Raw genomic sequence first — 23,627 nt, 5'->3', positions numbered from 1 at the left:
AGACCTTTTTTTTGATTGTTATTCACCGGCGATTCCAGATTTATCAATACTTTCAATAAAGTATCTTTGGATAAATCCGTACATAATTGCAAGTGGTAAAATACTAAGGATTGTCCCAGCAAACGATTTTGCTTCTGTATAATCAACATTCACATTGCTTCCTGAAGTATTAAAGTCAGCAACACTGTTCCATGTTGATTGAAGTTGTCGTAAGAACATCGGGATTGTATCAATCTGGGCATTTAAATATGCACTGGTGAGGAATGTTTCATTCCAGTTTACTGCAAACCCATATACGAAGGCAATTACAAAGGCAGGCGTTGCCATTGGAATCGCTATTCTAACAAATATTTTGAAACTATTCGCACCATCTAAGTAAGCTGATTCTTCAATTTGTCCAGGCATCATTGAGAAGAATTGGTAGAAGATAAGAATAAAGAATGTAGCTTGAATACCTGAGCCAAAGAATGCTGGTACCCATAATGCAAACATTGTTCCCTTTATACCAATTTCGTTATACATTAATGCACGAGGGATAAATAGTAATGTTTTAGGTAAAATATAGATTAGTAATAACATTACGAACAAGAATCCTTTTAATTTAAACTTAAATCTTGCGAGTCCATAACCAATTAGAGCACTACTTATAACAGTAACAAATGTTGTTGTACCACTAACAAATAGTGTATCAGTTAAACTTTTTGGTAAGAACAATAAGATAACTGTTAAGAATATACTTGTACCAAATAATTTACCTTTATCTTCGGTATATAATCTACCTAGATATGTAGCAAAAACTGGTAATAAGCACACTAAAACAAATTTGAATGTTTCAATATGTTGTAGTTTTTCAGTTAAAGTATAAACAGCTAATCCTGTTGACTCATCAACAGCATTTAATACCCCAAATGTTCCTTTAACAAATGTTATATCTAAACCTAATCCACGCCATGCATATAAGTAATTATCAAAGAATACCCTTGAAGGGATCCACATAATAGTACTATCTACTAAGTCTGTGTTTGACATCAAACTGATCATAAACATGTAGAAGATTGGATATAAGAATACAAATGCAAATGTAATACTTAAGAAATATACTAAGAAATAATATAGGATCCCTTTACGGTTTCCACTACCTAAAATTCGTGCTCGATAATGAGGCCAATTAAGTTTGAAGTCTTTAAAGAATTTTCCTGTTTTTTCCATAATTACGCCCCCTTACTCTCTAAAGCTAGTTTTTGTGACTTGCTTAAGAGTTTTTTCTTACGATTTTTACCAAGAAGGGTTCTTCTTAACTGTCCATTAGAAATGAACAATAGAATGGTAATAACGAGGATTTGCACGAATGTATAAATTAATGCCATTGCACTAGCGTATCCTTCCCTTCGATCGAAGGCGGTACGTGAATCATTAATGATTCCATTGATTGGGTTACCATCAAAGTTTCCTAAGAATACAACGATAAAGATAATACTTACTGTAATCGCAGGACTTATGATTGGAAGAGTTATCTTCCAAAACATACTCCAAGAGTTAGCTCCATCAATACTAGCTGCTTCATATAAACTTTTGTCTACTTTTTGAAGCATTGCTAAGAAGATTAAGATTGGCACTCCGGTATACCAGAGAATTTCTATGATAATACCGAATAATTCCATAAAGAGATCAAGAGCAAATTCGGGTACAATTGTTGTAATAACATCGATTACAAAGAAACTTAAGTTAATATCCATACCACCGTACTCGCTCATATTAGCAAGTAGTTCACCATTTAAGATGATAATTGGTAAGAAGAATATCATTCTAAAGAATCCTTTACCTTTAATACTCTGATTTAACAACATCGCAATGATTATTGCTAATGTAATAATAACTGGTGTAAATAATAATACCCTTACGATAAAGTTTTGCACTTCTAATACAAAATCAATATCTACTTGTAATATTCTTCTAAAGTTTTCAATTCCTACCCATTGGTAAGTAAATTCTGTTTGGTATTGGATAACATTGTTAAAACTCATATAAATGATTCGTCCTAGTGGGTATAAAACTAAACCTAATAAACCAACTATAAACGGTGATGTAAATGCGTAACCTGTTGCCGCTTTTTTCTGTTCCATTGTTAACCCTCTTCTACCATTTTGATGTCTTGTAAATAAAGGTTTTAAAGTCACTTTATAAAGCGGGTATAAGATAAATCGTTTTATCCAACTAAGTGGTGGATATTTGAATAGGAATAGAATAAATCTACCAATATTAACAATAACTGTGCGGTAAATCCAAACAATACCCATAATAATAAATCTTATGAAATACTTATAAATATTATAGATGATAAATCTGTAGATTGGACTAATAACAAAAGTATAAATATGAATTAATACATATCTGTTTAATAAAACAGATGCAAATCTAATACCATACCAAATACCTTTTGCAATAGTAATAAAAAACCATTCGATTCCATTGATAGCAAAACCACATATTTTAAAGTATCCATTAATGATACCTTTAAAGAAATCTACTATTCTAGTCATGATATCACCACATAACTTTGTGGATCTACAGTGTAAGTGTCCACTGTAATTTCACTTGTATTGTAGTTAAGGAGTATTTGCGTTCCATCATCGTATTCAACAAGAACAACTCCTGAAGAAATAAAGGTGTGGTCAACCATTTCTTTTTGGATTGTACTATTTAATCCTTCGGAATAGAAGTCTTTATAAATTTCCATTCTATTTTGAAGAATTTGATATTCACTAATATATACATTACTTGAATTAGTAAGTTTTAAATCATAAGTAGACCCACCAGTTAAAACATAACTAGGGAACACTCCAAATTCAACTAATCTCAGTAAGGTAAATTGCTCATCTGATGCAAAGTTAAGGTGCTCTGAGTACATATCTACAGTTCCACCAAGTACTAATTGTACAAATGGAATTGAAGCACTAATGAATGAATAATCACTACTACTAATAGGTGCATCATAGTATGTGCTAACATATCTAAATAAGTATGCATCTGGTGTATAGATACCCGTATTAATATTGTTAGTGTAATAGTAATCTAACATTTCAAGCATTTCTGCTTGATTTTCATTGGCGTATTTAACACCGTCATCCCAACTCGTATATACTGTACGGTCAAACCCTGCTAAGGCAATGTTTTCGATACCATATTTACTTAGACTTTCAAGATCATCTTCTGCTCGACCAAAGAAAGTACCAGTATCATTTACTAGATGTGCAAAATACATTGAAGAAAGTTCTATATAATATATCTCACGTTTACTTAATGTTTGAGCGTGGTTTCTTGAATAATCTTTGTAGCTTCTAACATAATCTAAATAATAATTAAACTCGATTCCTTCATTTTCAAAGAACTCTAACATATCTTTAAAGTCACCTTTACCACCAAGTTGACGGTAAACATCAAAACTATAACCCATATCAGACATATTAAATGTTTTTAGTGAAGTGATTAGTTCATTGTAACCTTCATCTTGAAGTAGTTTTACTGTATCTACTACTTCTTTATATGAAGTTATCTCAGTAATTGTATTTGATAAGATCCCTTGAGTAATCTCAGCACCAATGAAATCTACTTTTGTTGGTACTTCTGCGTAGTTTTGTCTATTTTGATCAGGGAATGTATCGTTTTCAATTAGATAGTCTTTATAAGATTTTGCTACACCAACGTAATCAGCTTCTTCACCTGTCATAAAGACAAATTTTAAAGTAGCATCATATACATTAGGGTCATCTTGATATGAAATACGATATTGATCTTCATTTGAACGCGATTGATATTGCTCATAACTTTGACGATATCTAAAGTTAAAGAATGAAGAGTAAAATGCATTTACATGTCCTGCTGTACGGAAGTTGTACTGAGCATAAGGTGCACCTGATTCAATAATTGTATAGAATCCAGTATTACCTGTATCATGAACTACTCCGTATATTGGTAATGTAAGTCTTTTAGTATCTTTTAAAGTAAAAGCACGTGCTCTAGGAGATAGTGATGAATAACCCAAATCTTCTCCATAAACATCAAGAATTAATGTTGTTTTATTTTCTGGATTTTCTTCTAATGAGATTAATGCTCCACTTCCATCAGGAATAATTACATATCCATCATCTTCACTTAATGTTGAACCAAAGTATTGGAAGACAGTGATGTTTCTTAATAAGTAATAAGTAGAGTATTGACTATTATCCCATAAATCTGGATTGTATTCTTTAATAGATTCATAAGGAATATTTACATTTAAACTTCCATCATCTATTGTAACTTCTAAATCAAAACTGATTTGAATGTAAGGATGATCAAAATCAACCTTAGCAACATAACCATTACTCAACGTTTCTATTGTTGAAGAGGCTGCTGGTTGTGAGTCGTTTACAACGTTAACGTTACTTAGATAACTTACAGTTACAGGAGAATCTAAGATAAATAAATCTAATGATACTCCTGATTTTACTGGAGCTAACGCTTCATCAGTAAAACCATTATATCTAGCTAAAGCTTCGGGTGTAATACTATATGAGCTATAAACATAGCCATTAGCTTTAACTCGAACAGCAACAGCTAAAGTGTCTCTTTCTAAGTATAATTCTAAATCACCATCATCTGCCATAAGTTCAAATGTGTCAGGGATAGTAATATCATATGTTTCTAACTCTTTTTCTGGTACTTCAATGTAACTATTCATATCAATTGAACCATTTGATAATCCGTTACCTAAATTGATATCATAATCAATTTCATTTCTTGCGTTTACTTTTGAAATAACAAATGCCCCAAATATAAAGGTAGGAATTAATAGTATAATTAGTAGTTTTTTCATCGCTCAATCAACTCCCTTGCAATTTGCTCGGTGACAGTGAATATCTGTGTATCTATTGAGTAGATAACAAATAGGAAGATACCCATTATCAACATTGTGAAAAGACTGATTCCAATAACTCCAAACGTTTCTCCTACTTCGTAGTTATGAATCTCTTTAATCATAAAGAAGAAATAAATAGCTACCCAGATATAAGTAATCGTTAATGGACCATTGTAGAATACAGCTTCTTGATAAGTTAATACATTACTCAAAATAGTTATTAGTGGAAAGACAATTAGTAACGGAGTTAAGCTCATAGCAGTTGCTACAAATACATTTTTGAATGAGCCTTCACCATCTCTTATTAGACAAACGAAATAATTAGCAACTACCCAAAGTGCCAAAATACTTATTAAGATGATTAATTCATACATAATATTTGGATTTGGATCAGCTAAGAAGATAACGTTAGTTACTGTTTGGTACATAATATATACTAATGCTAATAAGAAGTATATTATACCTGCAGTAGAAACACTAACCGCTGCTTTGCGCTTTATTTCATAGTAACCATCTAATGGATGTTTTAAGAAATGTTTTATATAAGTTAATTCTCTTATCGTTTTATTCTTTTTCTTAATTTTTACCCATAATTCTTCAAAACCTTTTGTGAAATGGGTACGTTTATTTACAAACTTAAATATGAATCTTGTTAGAAATAGAATAGAGAATATCAAAATTACCGTTTCTAAGTTTTGTTCTAACCAAGTTTGGCGTATTTGCCAATAAGCATCACTAATACCATCATTATAAGAAGCTAATTTGAAGTGATATAATGCCTCTTCGTAATTATCTTGTCTTATAAATGCATCACCAATACCTTCATGAGCGATATCGAAAACAGTAGCATACTCTAAACTGAACTCCCAGTTTTCTTTAGCTAACTCCTCATCACCATCTTGATAAGCTTGGAAAGCGTTGTGAACAGAGTTAGTAAACTCTGTAGGGTCATAAATTTGTAAGAAACCATTACCTCTATCGACAACAAACAATCTGTCTCTTGAGTCAGCTGCTATACTTGTTGGATTAAGTAATAATCCATCACGGTTAGCACCAATATCAGTAACACTGAAACTGAAAATTAATTCTCCATCAGCATTATACTCATTGATCCAACCATATTCCTCAATTACAAGAACATTTCCATAATTACCAACCCATAGATCTACTGCTCCAACCCAACCTCGAGCATCATTGCTAAAGAAGTTCGTTCCAGAAACATTAAACTTTTTAATAACATCATCTTCTAAAGTTGAAGTTACTGTGTAAACATATCCTTTTTCATCGATAGCTACACTTGAAACATAATCAACTAAAATATTAGATTCAGTACGAAGTTTATCTTTTTGCTCCTCAGATAATAACAATGCTCTAATTTGATCTAATAAAGGCATCCTAATTGGATTCCCACCAAAGAAAGTAATGTAATCACCATCACTATCAAGCATGATAAGTCCGTTTTCACTTTGAGCACCAACAACGTACATATTACCTCTTGTGTCAACTGCGACTTTTTTAGGTGTAAATTTATATCCACTAACAGGATCTTCAGGATCACCAATAAAAACAGGATGATCAGGTGTAGTTACTGTTTGGATAGGTTTATTTTTTTCTTGGAATAAAGTGTGACGGAATAATGTTTTTCCTGCAAAATCTGCAGTCGTTCCGTTTACAACTTTACCAAACATTTCTTCAAAATTAATTTTTCTAAATATTTCTTCTTTTGAATCGTAATCTTTAAAGATTACAGTACTATTTAAAGAACCATCAGTTGGTACAACGTCTATTTCATAGACAGGAGTACCTATTGGATCGTTTTCATCATCTGAAAGGTAGAATACATCACCAGTATTCATTGTCTCTGAACCATCCACATCATCTAACCAAATAAAAGACGATGGTGCTCTGTTCAATACTTCATCTCGATCAAAGATAAAGATACTCTTTTGGAAACTGTCAGGAACATATACTTTATCTTCTGTAACAAAAATACTGTTTACAGCGATAAATCCATGTTCAACATTTAACTCGTCCTTATCAGAGTATGCAATCTCATCAACATAGTTTAAATCTTTATCAAAAATAAATACTTTAAACCACCCAGAATCCGTCACATAGATATAATCTTCATGATCTACATAAACATACTGAGGGTTTTTAAATTCTACACCATTGGCCGATAAAACTTGGCCTGCGGGAGTATATGCATCACTAGTTCTTATCCAACCTTGTTCATTATCAGTTGTATAAGTATAGTATGGAGTTGAACTAGCAAATAAATTATCAGTTGCGACACTAAACATTACAAATATAATTAATGTGAAAAGTCCGAATGTTACTGCATGGACTAATTTCCTTCTCATTATTTGATACCTGAAGTGGCCATTGAAGCCATTACTTTATTTTGCATAAAGATGAAAATCAATAAGTTTGGTAAGAACATAATTAACTGTGCAGCAGCCCCAACACCGGCAGTAACGACGATGTTTCCTACTTGGCTAACTACAGTACTCATATAAAATGGTAATGTCCTTAGTGCTTCTTGATCAACAAATAGATTTGAACCTTCGGTATATCCCCATGACATTTGGAAAGATAGGATAGCTACCGTTACAAGAGCAGGCATAACTAATGGGAGTGCTATATTCCAATATATACGCCAATTCCCCGCTCCATCTATTTTTGCTGCTTCTAATAGTTCTTTAGGTACGTTTGTATCCATAAACTGTTTTACTAAGAATAATCCAACCGGCATTGCAAGTAAAGGAACGATATGTGCTAAATATGTATTGTAGATACCAATGTTTATTAATACTAAGAAACGTGGTATAGCTACTGCCACAGGCACAAACATTAAACTGTATTGATTAATTTTGTTTAAAGTATGTTTTCCTTTAAACTCTAATTTACTTAGAGCAAATGCTGCTAAACTACTTATAATCATACTCAAAATTACAACAATTAAGGTTGTAAAAACTGAGTTAAAGATATATCTACTAATCGGAATCCCTGATTCCTGACTAAATGCTACTAACCTCGCAAAGTTAGCAAATGTTGGTTGCTTAACAAAAAACTTTGGAGGGTAAGCGAATAATTCACTGAAAGGTTTGAACGCATGGTTAACTATAAAAACAATGGGTAGTCCCATAAATACAGATAAAGTAATTAAGAATATATGAAAACCATTTTGATTTTTGTTATATCGGTCTGGGTTAAATGTAATTCCACTTTTAGCCATAAGATCAGTCCCTTTCTCCGAATAATCGGTAAGATATTTGATTGAAAAAGACAACAACTAAGAGGAGGATAACAGTAACGGCACTTGCGTACCCCATTTCAAACCTCGTAAATCCAAAGTCATTGGCATGGTCGACAATCAACCAACCTGCATACTGTGGTGGTGTTGCTCCACCAGCAAGAGCACTTGCTAAACCAGCACTATTAAATGTTCCGATAATTGCCATTACGGCTCCAAATAACATTTGTGGTTTCATAGAAGGAATTGTAATATAGAAGATTTCTTGCCATCTATTTTTCATTCCATCAATAGCTGCTGCTTCATATAAACTTCTATCTATATTTAATACCCCAGCTAGCATTGCTAAGAATCCTAGACCCATACTACTCCATAATGAAACGATAATCATAATCGGGAATAAGATATCTGCGTCTTGTAAGAATTGTATTGGAGAATCAACGATATTTAAAGTGTACATGAGGAAGTTATTCAAATAACCAGTCTCATCACCACTAAAGACAATTCGCCATACATTAGCCATCATGATTGGTCCAGTGATTGATGGTGAGTAAATAATTACCGCATAGATAGTACGAGCACGATGTGGTACTTGAGCTAACATCCACGCTAAACCAAAACTCATCATATAACCAATTGGTCCAACAATAATACTAAATAAGATTGTATTTGATAATGCTTTTTGTAAAAATACACTATCTCCAGTAATAATATCTACATAGTTTTGTAAACCAATAAATACAGGAGCCTCAATTGTATTGAATGAAGTAAAACTTAGTACAAGAGCGGCTAAAACTGGTAGTGCAATAATTATAATGAATAATGCAGCGTATGGTGCAATGAATAGATATGGAGATTGTAAAATTCTTTTCTTTTTCACTATTCATCACTCCCTTCGATCATCCATAAATGGATGTTGTCAGAAGTTGGAACTAGAAAATCTTTAATTCGAACTCCGTCTTCATAATAACCGAACTCCGTTAGTTTTCGTTTAAGCTCTCTATTTATTATGATAACTGCGTCATCGATGGCTACACGAGGGTTAGTTCCGTCATTGACCACCTTGTTCCACGCATTACTTAACTCTCTTTCAACTAAGTAATCTCCTGGAACTTTTCCGGTAGTTCTTACCCATTCCCATTGCTCTAAGATTTCATATTTACTATCACTTGGCCACGCTGAAGTCTTAAATGCTTCTACATTAGCTGTCATATGTAAGAATTCATCTCCAAGTAATGATTGTAATTGGTAAGTAAAATCACTTTGGATATCTGATTTAAACCACCACTTGAAATATTCCCAAGCAATGTCTTGTTTATCTGTATCTTTAAAGATTACACTACTAGTCCCAAATGTTGGATCCCATCTTTCAATACAGCGACCATCTGTTAATGGTCCACCACATGTAGTTTCATCTTTATCTTCATACTCAATTCCAGGAATCGGCATTACTGCCCACTGTCCTGCTAGTTCTGGTGCTGCATATTTTAACTGAATATATGTATTACCATCACCAATCCCGATTGGAGTTTGGCCATCTCGGAATTTCTGGAAGAAATTTGAAGTTGTAATTGGTATATTATAAACACTGAATAAATCTGTCATAAATTCAAATGCATCATATGCTCCACCTTCGTTTAGTAATACTTTATCTCCGGTTTCATTATAGATAATCCCACTGTGTTGGTAGATAAATGGAGTTGTTTCCCCGAAGGTTTTAAACGCGTTATCTCCGCCAAGTGGCGTGTAGAATGTGTAATTATATTTTTGCATTAGAGGAATTAAACTAACTACTTCTTCCCATGTTTGAGGGGGTTCGACGTCTAAGAACTCTAATATATCAGTACGGTAGAATAATAATTTAACATCCATTGTTTCAGGTAAAGAATATACTCCTTCTTCATAGATGAAAGGAATAAAACTATTCATATTAAATTCACTAACTAAATCGTAGAATCCATCCATTAAACTTAAATCTTCAACCATACCCCTAATTGCGAACTCAAACGGTCTTGTTACGGTTAATCCCATTGCAGCATCGGGAGTTGTGTTGGCAGCATTAGCTAAGACAATTTTATTTTCATCTGGCATAACGCTTAGTTGAACTTTAATTCCTGTTTCTGGAGTAAACGTTTCATCAACCATTCTTTGCATTACTTGAATATATAAACGAGAACCACGAACCCATATTTCAACGGTGTCTTCATCAACTTTTGCAGCTTCGTTATATTTCGGATCAAAGAATGAATATGTAAATGCACGAATACCTTCCCATGCTTTAACAAAGATGTTTGCATTGGTATTAGGTAATTCTACATCTTCACTATGCATATAGATTGCGTCTAATTGCAACGGTGAATCAATCAGTCTTGGTAAAATAACATTAATTCTACCATAAACAGAACCTTCACCTTCATTAAATCTTGATTTATAAGGGGGAATTTCATCAGGATCATCAATAAATTCGTTTAAGTACTTAACACATAAATCTAATTCATTAATAATCGATAGATTATCGTCATCATAAATCTCGATAAACTCAGTTTTTGCGATTAATATTTCTGCCTTAATATCATTTAACTCTTCGACTAACGTTGGCATATAGATTGCTAGTTTATAATCACGATCACGGTCGGTTAATCCACCAGTGATTTTATTTATTTCTCTAGATAAATCATCAATGTGATTTAAAACTTGTAATAAACGGTGATATACGTCTCTAATTTCATGATTAATTACTTTTAAAGTAATCGAATGTTCTCCTGCTTCTAAATATATTTGATAAGGACTTTCTCCATCACTTAATGTTTCTGTTTTCCATGAACGGGTAAATCCAAAAGCATAACTTTCTAATTCTTCAAAAGGTATTTCACCATCAATATAGATAGCTCTTTTACTATCTAATTCGTCGTTTTCACTTTGCATATATTTAAGTGAAATATTGTAGTATCCAGTTTCTTCTACAGTGAAAAGGTAAGTTACACCATCCCCACTCTTGCGGTAACTAGTTTGATCAAGGACATTTAAAACTCTGTTTTTATAAGAATAAGGTGTTAATGAAGGATCTCTCATAAATTTAGATCTTATATTTTGTCTTGATTCGTATGTATAACGTTCTGCGGCTAGTTCAATTGTTGAAACATTTGAACTACCTGCGGGTTGATCATTTAAATATTCGGAATATGCTGAAGGTGCTTCGTATAAATTACCAATTGTGATATCTCCGTAAAGAACATATCCTTCATTAGTTGTAATAGATACTACGCTAACTCCCTCAGGTAAATAAACTTTTAATGGTTCTACAAAATAGTAGTTAGGATCACTAACGGCAAAACTACCCCAACTGTTTTCTAATTCACTGTTTGGTGTTAATTCATCACCAAAACGATCAAAAACAGGCTCATCATCGATTAGCCATTTTGTTGGTACTTCTATATTTGCCATTTCGTTATATTGTAATTCATCATTTATTTTAAGACTGATAGTTGGTCTTAGTAAAGTTTCCTCCAGAAGGTAATAATCAAAATAAATTTCATATAGTCCTTCATTCGTTGTTGTAACTTCAAACTCGATTTCGTCTAATGGGTTAGCTTTGATAACATTTTTACCATACCCATTGCTATCTTGTCCAAAGATAACCTCTCCACCAGTTATATCTGATGATTCTATAATATATACTTCACTTGGCAAAGTTCCTTCGACTTCTAACCAATTAGTATACACTCCATAATAACTACTACTCTCATCGTAGCCTTCAACGTAAGTCGTACTTGCTGAATTTATCTCAGAAAGTTTAACGCTACTTAGGTCTTTATCCTCACCATACACCTCTGCATTGTGATTATCTACGAATATACATGCTCCGAATATTAATGAAAGTAATAGAGTAAATATTAGTATTTTTTTCATAACACTCACTCCTGTTCAATAATAAACCAACGGCTCTTCAAGTAACCTTGAAGAGTCATTGGTCATTTATTTTTTATGATTCTTCTCTTAAAATTATTATTCGTCGTCTCCAACTGTGTAATAATATTGTAAGAAATCAACGATTTGATCATTTAGATCAGTTTCGTATTCTAACCATACGTCACCCCAGCTTAAGCTTTCGTCACGCATTTTATCTTTAATATCCCATGGATCAAACTCGTTAGCAACACTTGCGAATGCAGGTATTTGACGAGGATATGGGTTTGCATTTGATAATTGATATTGGAAGTCCTCAATTTGGAATGCAGCAAAGTTAAAGATGTCTAAACCACCTGAATCTGTTGCAAATCCTTTTACTAATGGATGATTAGCTAATGCATCAGGGTTAGAAGTTATTGGCCAACCTTGAACATAGTTCATTAAATATAAATCTCCATTAACAAATGGGCTATTTCCTTCACCATCAGGAACATTTAATTCATCAATTAAGTCCCATCTAGCTTGTAATCCTTCTTCACCAAATGTTAACCATTTGATTAATTGGAATGCAGCTTCTGCTTTTACTCTATCAGCTTCTAATAATTTTGACATTGAATAGTAGTCATGATATGTAAATGTCGCAGTTTCTCCACCCGTAGGCGCTTCAGGATATGGATAGATATCAATATCGAATCCTCTACTTACCATTTCATTAACTTTTGCGTTAAATTCATATAAGTACATTGTATTGATTGCACGTTTTCCACCTACCCAAGAATCAGCGATTCCCGGACATTTTTCTTCACGTGCAGTTTCTTCTAAATCATAGAAATGCCAACCTGAAATTGCTTCTGTAGCTACAGTTTGTAACCATGTACCGTAGTTTGTAGCACTTGCAAAATCAAATCTTTGTGTTTCGATATTATATCCTTTATATCCACCTGGTACACCATCAAAGTAGTTAGCACCAAATAAACTAAAGTCAATAACACCTGGGAATACACATTCATCATTAGTATTTAAATTTCCTAATACAGCACGTAAAGCTTCATACTCAGCATAAGTCCAGTCGTATCCAGGAGCTGTAAGTCCATACTCAGCTAATAAACTAGTATTTACAACTACTAATGGTCCAACACCTTGCCAAGGAATACCCCACATTTCGCGGTTATCATAAGTCATCATACCCGCTAATGCATTTGGTGTAATCATTTGTGCTTCTTCATCAGTTCTAATATAAGGATTTAAATCTAAAGTCATTCCTTTATCATATGTTTCAGCAGCTTTAGGATTAAAGTAAATATCTGGTAAACTTCCTTCTAAAAGAGCAGACTCTTGAAGTAGTAATAAACCATTATCTCCATCTTCCCAACCTGTTGTAAATCTTTCATCACGAGTTACAGTAATGTTTGGATATACTTCCATAAATTTCTGGATTGAAGACCAAACAGGGTTATCTGTACCTTCGATTTCGTAATAGCTCCAACCCATTGACAATTCAATTGTATCTTCTTCCCAATCGGCAACACCATTACTATCTTCATCAACATTGTAAATTGTACCTTCAAATTCTTCTCTTGCAAGATCTAAAGGTGTTTTACAAATTTCTTGAGTTGGATCTTCTTCACATGTTAAAGCAACTACACGAACAGTTACATTAAACGCAACACGAAGTCCATCTCCATCAGTAGCACTAAGTACTACATCATATTCTCCAACTTCATTTAAGTTGAAGTTTCCGTTAATTGTTACATCAACGCTATTTCCTTCATCATCTGTAGCAGTGATAGAAGCTAAATCTAAAGCAATTGTTCCTACTTTAACTTCGATTGTCCCACCATCACTAATCCCAGCGATTGTAGGCGGAGTAGGCTGTACAGTCTCTCCACCACAAGCAGCAAGGGTTAAGACGAATATAAGAGTAGCGAATAATAAGGCAATTCTTTTCATACTATATATTCCTCCTATTAATTTTTATTTTTGTTTTCTAACAAAGAATAATACGGCACCACCAGCAATAGCAGCAACGATAAGTCCAATTGAGCTTCCTAATCCAAATGATCCGAAACATCCTGTATCAGGAGCAGCTGTAATTGTTACTTGTAAAGTTTTTAAAGTTTGGTTTCCAGAAGGATCCGCAGCAGTGTAATTTACATAATATACACCAGCAGCAGCCATGTCAACTTCAGCAGCGTCAACTGTGATTGTACCATCACTTGAAGTAGCGAATGTTGCCCAATCAGGAGCAGTTGTTCCAGCTTCGTATTCTTTAGCAGCATCTACTACTAATTCTGGATTAGTATCATCAACGATAGTAAATTCAATAGCATAAGTTCCTTCGTTACCCCACATATCAGTAGCAGCGATTACGATTGAAGCAGTTCCTGCTGTACTCATATCTAATGGAGTTTTAACTGTAAAGTCTAATTCACCTTCACGGTTATCTACAAATCCTAAGATAGTGAAGTAATCATTTACATCAAAATCAGTAACAGTATTGTTAACTGTAAATACTGCAGTAGGATCGATTGTAGCTGTAACTGTTGGAGCTTCTGTATCCATTAAGACAGGCATCATGATATCAATACCAGATACATCATTGAATAATAAGTAATATTCGTTATCTTTATTTAATTCAGTGTCTAACATAATTGTATGATATTTAGAAGTGTCAATTGCACTAGTACCTTCTTCTAAGTAATAATGTCCCATATTCTCAACAGTAATGTTTACATTATCTGTTACTAATTCAGCATCATCATCATTGCTCCATGCAAATCCATCAGCAGAAATATCATATAAAACTTTGAATGCTACTTCTTCATCAGTTGCAGGTAAACAAATTTCCCATACGTAGTTACCTTCAGAGTCCATACCGATTGGAGCGATAGTATTATCAATATCCCAATCTGCAGCAACTTGAATAGAACCAACGATACCTAATTGAGGTAATGTTGCAACTTCTGTATTCATAATATTCATATGAATGAATACTACGTTTTCACCTTCAGCACATGTAACAGTTTGAGTATAGTCACCAGCACCATAAGTTAATCCATAATCAGAACCACTAACGAACATAAATGTATCGTCTGGACCGAATAATGATAACTCAACGTTAATTCCAAATACCATTGCAGGATCTGTAAATTCTACTTGAATTTCAGTTGGAGAAACAGCATAAGTACCCATTCCTTCAACTACATTAGGTTGTTCTATATTAACAACAGTAGCAAATTCTAAATCCCATGTAATGATTTCAGCATCAGCAGTTTCATCAACTTCTGTAGTAGCTGGGTTATCTTCAATTGCAGGTATATCAATATACTCTATAGTATATGCTTCACCATACATGAATCTATCTTCCATAACGATATCGAAAGAGCTATATTTTGCTTGATATTCTTCAACACTTGGACCAAAATCAGTCATCGCGTTAGAATCAGTTAAATCGATTACTAATACTTTAGAAGTATCTCCAGCTAAATCATAATTGAAGTTATCTTCTGTTATTGAATCAGACCAAGTAAATCCGTCCATATCAGTATCAATAAATAATTTGAATCCACCACTATTTGATGTCATTTCGATATCAAATATATAATTACCGAATCCGTCTGAATAAGAAACAAATTTAGGTGTAGTTTCTTGCCAACCGTTAAAATCTCCAGTTAGACCTAAATTATGATAATCTTCTTCATATCCTAGTATATAAACACTTAATCTATAAATGCTTGTAGGTACTAAAACAGCTTCATGAACTAATGTTTCATCAATCATTGGATATAATGCAACAGCAGCTTCAGTTGCTTCTTCAGCAAGTTCAATTGCCATATTATTAGGAGTTACTTCTACATCATCAGGATTACTCCAAGCAAATCCATCGTCGCTTGTGTCAAATAATACTTTGAATTCTCCATCTACATCTTCAGTACAAACTTCCCAATAAGGAACGCCTTCAGTTGTTTCACCAACAGGAGCGATTGTATTTTCAATATCCCAACCATTTAATGTACCAACTAATCCAAGTTGTGTATGTGCTAAATCTGTATCAATAAAGATAGTAAATAAGTTATTAACACAAGTTTCATCAGCAGTATAAGTATACATTGTAGGATCTATTGTTTTAGGTGTGTTTTTTATATGGTAATCGTTTGAAATATCATTGAAGTATACTTCAACAATTCCACCACCACTAGTATCAACATTAATATTGTTATCTGGATGAGAAATTTTAGTATCATTCCATCCTAATACAGTTGATTCATCAACTTCAGTAGTTTCAACATCATCTTCACCGTTTTCTTCTAATATAACGAAGTTAACTTCAGTTTCAAATGTTGATAACTCGAATACATAGTATCCATTAGCGTCAGTTGTTGTAGAAGTTACTGCAACGTCTGGAGACCATCCTTGGAAGTCACCAGCAATACCTAGATCAGCAATGTCTAATGCTGTATCTACGTAAACTACTACTACAGTTTCAACCATTGGTTCAACATCAGATTCATATAATCCAACATTTAATGCTTCAGGAATTATGATTTCTTGAATTCTTAACATAGCTCCATTTGCATCTTTAACCATAAAGTTACTTGGAATTAATTCCCAAGGTTGTTTTAAACCAAAGAAATCAACACTAATTGTTGAAGTACCTGAAATTTCAGTACCAGCAACAAATTTATTTTTTAAACCAGCTCTGTATCCATCTTCAACACTTGTTAAGAATGAAGCGTAATCTGCTTCAAAGTCACAAGCACCATGAACATAGTACATTACTTTTGCTCCACCATCAGATTCAGCGTCAGCAGCTTTGATATCAGAAACATCAGGTTTGATATCTGAAGAACAAGATTTTAACTCTTCACCTGAATCAATACCATAATGCATAATGAATCCGATTGTGTTTTGTGCATCAAATCCAACTTCAATTCCACCAAGTCTCATTGGTACACCGTCAAATTCTCCAGCGTCCAAAGCAACATCGATAGCTAATTCAGGGAATACCCAGTAATCAGCTCTTGGAGTTCCTAAAGCACCTTGATCCCATGTATGGAATCCCCAACCATCATAAATATCAGCATTAGCAGCTACAGCAGGGTTTGCATAAACAAATAATAAAAGAGCATTTTCTTCATGTTCTTTTATAAAGAATCCGTCTGCACCCTCAACATAATAAGCATGTAACTCTGTGATAGTTTCAGCTTTTAAGTCTGTGATGTCTAACATAACTTTACCTTCATTAGCAGGTGCTAATAAAGTATTATCTGGATCTGTAGTGTTACTTACAGGTTTAAACTCTAGTGAATCAGATAATGCAGCTAATTCAGCAGTTGTATAACCTATTGTAATAACTCCACCGAGACTGTCTGTTGTATCTGCAGTATCTCCCCATTCATTCCAGTTTACACCGTCCCACAGTCCTGTTCCTGTGTTTGTATAATCACCGTCATGTTGGTAAACATGTACATAAATCACTGCGTCATATGCAACAGCACTAGCTTCTTGCGAAACTCCTACTACTGTTAATGACAACATTAAAACTAATAATAAACTTAATAATTTCTTCATTTTTATTTCCTCTCCTTTTTGCAATTTTAAAAAACGCTTACATATTACTTCTTCCTAATTTTACAATTATTTATCTATATAGTCAACTTATACAATCAAATGTGAAACTGCTTTCACATACTAAAACAGTACATTTCCAAGGGCTTTAGCTCCTTAAAGTGTAGGGCCTATTTTATGTATATAACGGCTTTGCTAAATAGTTTAATGAAAATGCTTTCATAAAGTATTTATACTTTAATTGAAATTGAGTAAAAAAAAGTACGAAAATTCGTACTTTTTATTTATTTTTTCTAATTAAGAACAAAATACTGGCAAAGCCAATAAAACTGAATCCTAATATAAACAGAGAATTGTTCGAAGCAATCCCGCCAAAACATCCTGTTGAGACTTTGACACATTCACCGTCTTCTACTGTTTCTCCGTCCAGACAAACAATTGGTTTTGGTAAATCAACACACTCACCATTAAGTTCGGTTTGATCATCATCACAAACCAGTGGTTCAGGGTCAGCTACACAGACTTCATTTTCATTGTGAAATCCATCGTCACAAACTAGTGGAGTATCATCAATAAACTCTAATACTCTTAGGGTATAAGGTGTACTAACAGAGCCATAAGCATCTTTCATTACGATTTCGTAATCACCTGGTTCTAAATCACTTATTTGGACAGTTGTAGATGGTGTAACTACAGTTATAAAATCGCCACCATTTAAACTGTATGAATAAATATCTGTGTTTGATTTTAAACTAAATATTCCAGTATCATAAATCGTTCCAACTGAACTAGTAATGACTGGTAGATGATGTGGTGATGGAATAACATCTTCAACATTACCTTCAACGAAGACTAATGTTTCTGATTCTTCGATTGGGTATCTTGTTTGATATGTACCTAATCCTGTTAATCCTGCTTCATCACGATCTGATAATAATGTCCAAGCTCCACTTGGTAAACTAATATCATTCTGTTGGTTTGCTGAGTTATGATAAACAAGTATGTTTTCATCATTTTTTGTTAGATTATAACCAATCAATCCATATCCTGGAGGATTTAGGAATGAAAGATGACTATTTATATCTGTTCGTTCTACCATTTTAAATGAATCAAATTGCTTTCTTATTTCAATGATTCCTTTATAGTAGTTGAAAGTTTCTATATTATTTGCTTTTTTAACATAACTTAATTGGTTTACTAAATCACTAGCATTATAACTATTGTGTTCTCCACCTTTTGTTCTTAGGAAATCAACTCCAGCATGAAGGAATGGAATCCCTTGACTAAAGAGAACAATACTGTTTGCTAGTCGTGATTGGTAATCAACATCTTGGTGATAACTAAAATCATTTCCGTAACCATTAGCTCTTACTAACTTATCATAGAGCGTTAGATTATCATGAGCACTTACATAGTTAATTGATTGGGAACTATTCATCCCAAATGAGTTACCTTTAATTCCGTTAATAACATCAGATGTTCCGTAACCACTAGATACATATCCTTTATCGTTACCGTCAGGAGACCCTTTTAGTGCGTTTCTAAAGATATCGTTAAAGGCAGCAATTTCTGGCATATTGTAAAGGTTATTCTTCCCGGCTTGAAGGTTGTAATCTAACTTAATAGTTCCTCCACCCCAAGGTTCTCCGTAAACAAAGATATCAGGATCTACAGCTTCAACTGCATCAGCTACGTTATTCATATTTTCATAATCATGAACAGCCATAAGGTCAAATCTAAATCCATCAATATGGAATTCTTCTGCCCAGTAAACTGTACTATCAACAATGAATTTATTAACCATATATCGTTCTGTGGCTGTTTCATTTCCTACACCAGTACCGTTACTCCAACTACCATCATTATTAATTCTTGAGAAGTAGTAAGGAACAAAACGATTTAAACTAAATCCACCACCGTCTGCGACGTGGTTATATACAACATCGTTTATAACATTTATTCCATTTTCATGTAATGCCATAACCATTTGTTTATATTCATTTACCCTTACAGCCCCATCAAATGGGTCTGTAGCATATCCACCTTCTGGTGAATTAAAATGTTGTGGATTATATCCCCAGTTAAATTCAAAATCAGTTTCATTATTCCAACCATCTTGATCATAAGTTGGTAATAAGTGTAAATGAGTAATTCCTAATTCAATTAGATGATCTAAACCAGTACTTACAGTTACTCCAGTAGTTGGATGTGTATAAGTCGTTCCCTCTACTGTTAATCCCATGTATGTCCCAGCGTATTCACTTGGTCCACCCCATGAAGTAGCACTAGTTAAGTCTCTGACGTGCAGTTCATATATAATTGCTTCATTAGGATTTGTATAACCATCAATACCACTATCTGAGCCCCAACCTAGAGGATCAGTAGCATCTAAATCTAAGACCATTGAACGTTGTCCGTTTAAACCGAAACTTACTCCATATGGGTCTTGTATATTTGTTGTTTCATTACCAGAGTTATTAATATCGTATGTATAGTACTTACCATCTAAATCACCGGTAATGGTAACTTGCCAAACACCTTTTTCTAAATACGTTAAACTATGTTCTTCATAAGGTGTATTTTCTCCATCTGAAGAACGTTGTGATGTTGTATGCCCGACATTATATAAATTCAATTCTACTTCGTTCGATAAAGGGGCCCATACTTTGAATGTAGTCTCTACAGGTGTATAGATATACCCAAGACTACCATCATAAGCAAAGTTACTTACAAACGCAGTTGAATCATAGTTAAAATCTCTACCTAAAAGTTTGGTAGTTGGTTCACCATCATAATCAATTTCAATTCCGTAATTTGCGGTAATATCAAAACCATCAGTTAATGTTAATTGCCCATTTTCTCCACTAGTAAAACCAGTAAAAGGAACTGAAACTTCATTCTCATAAATTGTAATATCAGCACTTGTAACTACTTCACCTGATAAGAACTCTACCTTGAGTTCCTCATTAATATAGGCTTTAATCAATTTATTAGATAAATCTATAGCACATAAATCCGGATCAGGAACAAGCGGATTACATCCTGCTTGATCTTCACTTACATAACTAAAGAACTCTTCACCTTGTAAGAAGTAAACATGTACTTCTCCAGAACCGTTAGGATTAGTCATATCAATAAATCTATCACTATCAAAATCTTTAACCCACGAACCACTTGAATCATCTTTAATTAATATCCCGATACTGTCTGCAGTATCAAGATTTGTACCTGATAATGTGATATCAGCTGTAGCACCAAATGTGTCAGAACCATTAAAAGCATAATCAGAACCGTCACTACCACTTGGCCATAACCACATATCCCAATCTGAATAATTATCATCATATCGATGATAATGAATAACTAATTTATTTGCAGTACTAGCAAATACACTACTTGTATCTATTGCGAATATTGCAACTATTGTAAATAGGATTGTTAATATTAATTTTCTAAGTTTCATTTCTTTCACCTCAAAGGTATAACTTTACTTACTTATTTTATAATATTGAAAGGGTTTTTACTAGAACCGTACTATAACCTTTTATTGATATAAAAAAGGCATCACTACATATTATAGTAGCAAAGCCATTTTTGTAATATAGAAACCCTTTACATGTTTTAGAGTAAATAGAGATATACTAGGGCAATTCCGAGGAAAGTACCTATCGCATAACCAATACTTCCGGTAATTAAACCAGGAACTGTAAGATCATCATTTTTAATTTGTTTTGTAATTGCTGGTACAAATGCTGGTCCGTATAATCCAGCAGTTAAAGTAACCATTGTACAATCAACATCTATATTCATTAGTTTACTAAAGAGAACATGAAGAATAAATACCCCAATTGTTATTGAACCATAAAGGATCAAAGTATCACCAATGATTCCTGTTAATAAACTTAAATCTAAACTACTAGCTAAGGCAAAACTGAAAACTAATATTCCGTATTGCCCAACAACATTCATTCCTTTTGTCTCTCTAATTTTTTTATTAAACGAGAACACTATCCCAAGAATCGTTACAGTCATCATCATTGCTGGGACTAAGAAGTCTGTCATTTTAGCGTTAGTATCGTCTTTTAAGGTAAAGATTAAAAAGCCAATACCTGCTCCTAAAACAGTAATTCCAAATGCTAATAGAATTCTATTTAGTAATTTTTTAGAGAATTTGAATGATTTGATATCTAATTCATCAGTATTTTTAAATTCTGATGAATTTGTAATGTAAATATCTTCATCTCTTTTTCGTAAGAATTTAGATAATAAAGGTTTACATAGAACCAGTAAAAATATGTAGAATATAGCTCCAATTATCATATCTGATAAATTGGCAGATGAGATAATTACTGAGCCAACACCATTACCCCTAAAGAAGTTACCAATAGCGTTCAAGTTAGGTGTACCCCCAGTATACAATCCAATTGCCATACCACTCAATTCAGCTCCGTTAGTAATTGTTTTCGCGTAAACGTAATAAACTATAGAAGAAACAATTATGGCACTAAGAATTAATGAACCAAATGATTTTAAAACCGTTTTTGAAAGTTTCCTTACCTCTTTAAGATTTGCACTAAAGAGTAATAAGGGAATTGCGATACTAATTGCTAAATGAGAACCAATTTCTCCTAAATCTTTATTTACAGAAGCATCTAAACCTAGTTTGTTTAAAACAAACATAAAGATTGCGACTAATATTCCAAATAAATATGCACTACCGATTGTTCCAATCCATCTTGTGATAAACATATTGTGATACTTAATAATTAATACTGGTACTAAAAAGATTGCGATAACTTGTACAAGTAACCAAACAATTGCCATTATTAAAACTCCCTTCCGTAAATACGGTAAATTTTAATGATTTCTCCACCAAACTTTTTAAAAGCGTTTATTGGTTTTGGATTATCCTCCATCATTGTTCCACCTTCAAAATGGGTGTATCCTTGTTCAACAAAGACATTAAACAATGTTTGATATATATGAGCGATTAAACCGGTATTTTGATATTCAGGAACGATATACTGCATCATTCCTCGTGCTCTAGTTATCTTTTTCTTACCTAACAACATTCTTATTGGTCTAATATGTCCTTTTGTTTTCTTAAATATTTGATTAAAATCTGGTAAAACAAAACAGAATCCTACTGGTTTATTTGTTTTATTTTCACGAGCAATTCTGACAAAATCAGGATTAATAAATAATTTCATTTGCTTTGCAACATCTCTTATTAAATCAATCGATGGTGCATCTTGATATACAATATCTGTTGTTGCCTTAATTAATATTTCATGAACATCATCAATATCTCTATCAAAGTTCTTATAATCAAGAGAATCTACTCTTACATCATGAGAACGATTAAAGAATTTAGAAAATGTATTTAATCTTTTTCGTGATGCATCTCCAACTTCAGCATTAAGTAATACTGTGTCGATTGCTTTTGTTAATCCGACTTTTTCTAATAGCTCGCCATAATACTCGTAGTTATATGTAGTAAATATAATTGGATCTGAATCAAATCCTTTTATTAAAACACCTCTTCTATTATCGGGATCGTATGGTGTAAAGGTTCCTTCTAAGTAATTGATATTTTGACTTTTTAAATCTTTTAAGCAATAATCAAATAACTCATTAGCTATCTTTTCATCGTTTACACAATCAAAATATGAGAAGTAACCAATATCCATATCTTTCTTTTTTGATTCATCTATTGTGTAAAGAAGTCGTCCTTTAATCTCACCGTCCTGTAATGATAGAATAGCAGTGTATTTTTTCGTTTCTAAGACTTCTTTTGTTAATTCTTTGGTAAGAACACTAAAGATTGGATAAACCATGTGTGGGTCATTCTTATATAGGTCCTTGATGTAATGGATAAATTGTTTTAGTTGTTTTTTATTTTCTACTTTAGTAATCATAAGAGTACCTCCCAATTATCAATATTTTAACACAGGTTTAAAACCTTAACAAGAAGACTTTATATGATGGAATTAATGC

12 protein-coding genes are annotated in these 23,627 nt (G+C 33.1%); all 12 read right to left on the bottom strand.

The annotated features are described in order from the left end of the window. Window positions 1-18: 18 nt before the first annotated feature. Complete coding sequence (locus KQ51_RS09415; RefSeq protein ID WP_052609214.1) at window positions 19-1,209, bottom strand: carbohydrate ABC transporter permease; 1,191 nt, start codon at window positions 1,207-1,209, stop codon at window positions 19-21. A gap of 2 nt (window positions 1,210-1,211) precedes the next feature. Continuing rightward, complete coding sequence (locus KQ51_RS09600) at window positions 1,212-2,540, bottom strand: carbohydrate ABC transporter permease (protein ID WP_071162088.1); 1,329 nt, start codon at window positions 2,538-2,540, stop codon at window positions 1,212-1,214. Next, window positions 2,537-4,855, bottom strand: a complete 2,319-nt coding sequence (locus tag KQ51_RS04990; protein WP_038469670.1) for a DUF5696 domain-containing protein — start codon at window positions 4,853-4,855, stop codon at window positions 2,537-2,539. Before KQ51_RS04990 ends, KQ51_RS09600 begins: the two co-directional genes overlap by 4 nt. Beyond that, window positions 4,852-7,260 (bottom strand): YIP1 family protein, encoded by a 2,409-nt coding sequence (locus tag KQ51_RS04985; RefSeq protein WP_038469669.1) that lies wholly within the window; start codon window positions 7,258-7,260, stop codon window positions 4,852-4,854. Before KQ51_RS04985 ends, KQ51_RS04990 begins: the two co-directional genes overlap by 4 nt. After that, window positions 7,260-8,135 carry a carbohydrate ABC transporter permease gene (locus tag KQ51_RS04980; RefSeq protein ID WP_038469666.1) on the bottom strand — a complete coding sequence of 292 codons (876 nt, stop codon included), beginning with the start codon at window positions 8,133-8,135 and terminating at the stop codon, window positions 7,260-7,262. Before KQ51_RS04980 ends, KQ51_RS04985 begins: the two co-directional genes overlap by 1 nt. A gap of 4 nt (window positions 8,136-8,139) precedes the next feature. Beyond that, the gene (locus KQ51_RS04975) at window positions 8,140-9,033 is read right to left on the bottom strand and encodes a carbohydrate ABC transporter permease (RefSeq protein WP_038469663.1); all 894 of its coding nucleotides are present in this window, start codon (window positions 9,031-9,033) and stop codon (window positions 8,140-8,142) included. Beyond that, window positions 9,033-12,062 carry an extracellular solute-binding protein gene (locus tag KQ51_RS04970; protein WP_038469661.1) on the bottom strand — a complete coding sequence of 1,010 codons (3,030 nt, stop codon included), beginning with the start codon at window positions 12,060-12,062 and terminating at the stop codon, window positions 9,033-9,035. The genes KQ51_RS04975 and KQ51_RS04970 overlap by 1 nt, the downstream gene beginning before the upstream one ends. A gap of 96 nt (window positions 12,063-12,158) precedes the next feature. Next, window positions 12,159-14,012: a hypothetical protein gene (locus KQ51_RS04965; protein WP_052609209.1), complete on the bottom strand. Its 1,854-nt coding sequence runs from the start codon at window positions 14,010-14,012 to the stop codon at window positions 12,159-12,161. 24 nt (window positions 14,013-14,036) lie between these two features. Next, a complete protein-coding gene (locus KQ51_RS04960; RefSeq protein ID WP_038469658.1) occupies window positions 14,037-17,633 on the bottom strand; it encodes a hypothetical protein in 3,597 nt (1,198 codons plus the stop codon). A gap of 277 nt (window positions 17,634-17,910) precedes the next feature. Continuing rightward, window positions 17,911-21,093: a type I pullulanase gene (gene pulA / locus KQ51_RS04955; RefSeq protein ID WP_038469655.1), complete on the bottom strand. Its 3,183-nt coding sequence runs from the start codon at window positions 21,091-21,093 to the stop codon at window positions 17,911-17,913. 158 nt (window positions 21,094-21,251) lie between these two features. Next, window positions 21,252-22,454: a DUF819 family protein gene (locus KQ51_RS04950; RefSeq protein WP_038469651.1), complete on the bottom strand. Its 1,203-nt coding sequence runs from the start codon at window positions 22,452-22,454 to the stop codon at window positions 21,252-21,254. Window positions 22,455-22,456: 2 nt separating this feature from the next. Continuing rightward, complete coding sequence (locus KQ51_RS04945) at window positions 22,457-23,548, bottom strand: hypothetical protein (RefSeq protein WP_038469648.1); 1,092 nt, start codon at window positions 23,546-23,548, stop codon at window positions 22,457-22,459. Between the last annotated feature and the right edge of the window lie 79 nt (window positions 23,549-23,627).

The organism is Candidatus Izimaplasma bacterium HR1, assembly GCA_000755705.1.
In the GTDB taxonomy this organism is placed as follows: domain Bacteria; phylum Bacillota_I; class Bacilli_A; order Izemoplasmatales; family Izemoplasmataceae; genus Xianfuyuplasma.
Note: the sequence above shows the minus strand (reverse complement) of the source record. Positions and strands in the feature narration are given on the sequence as shown.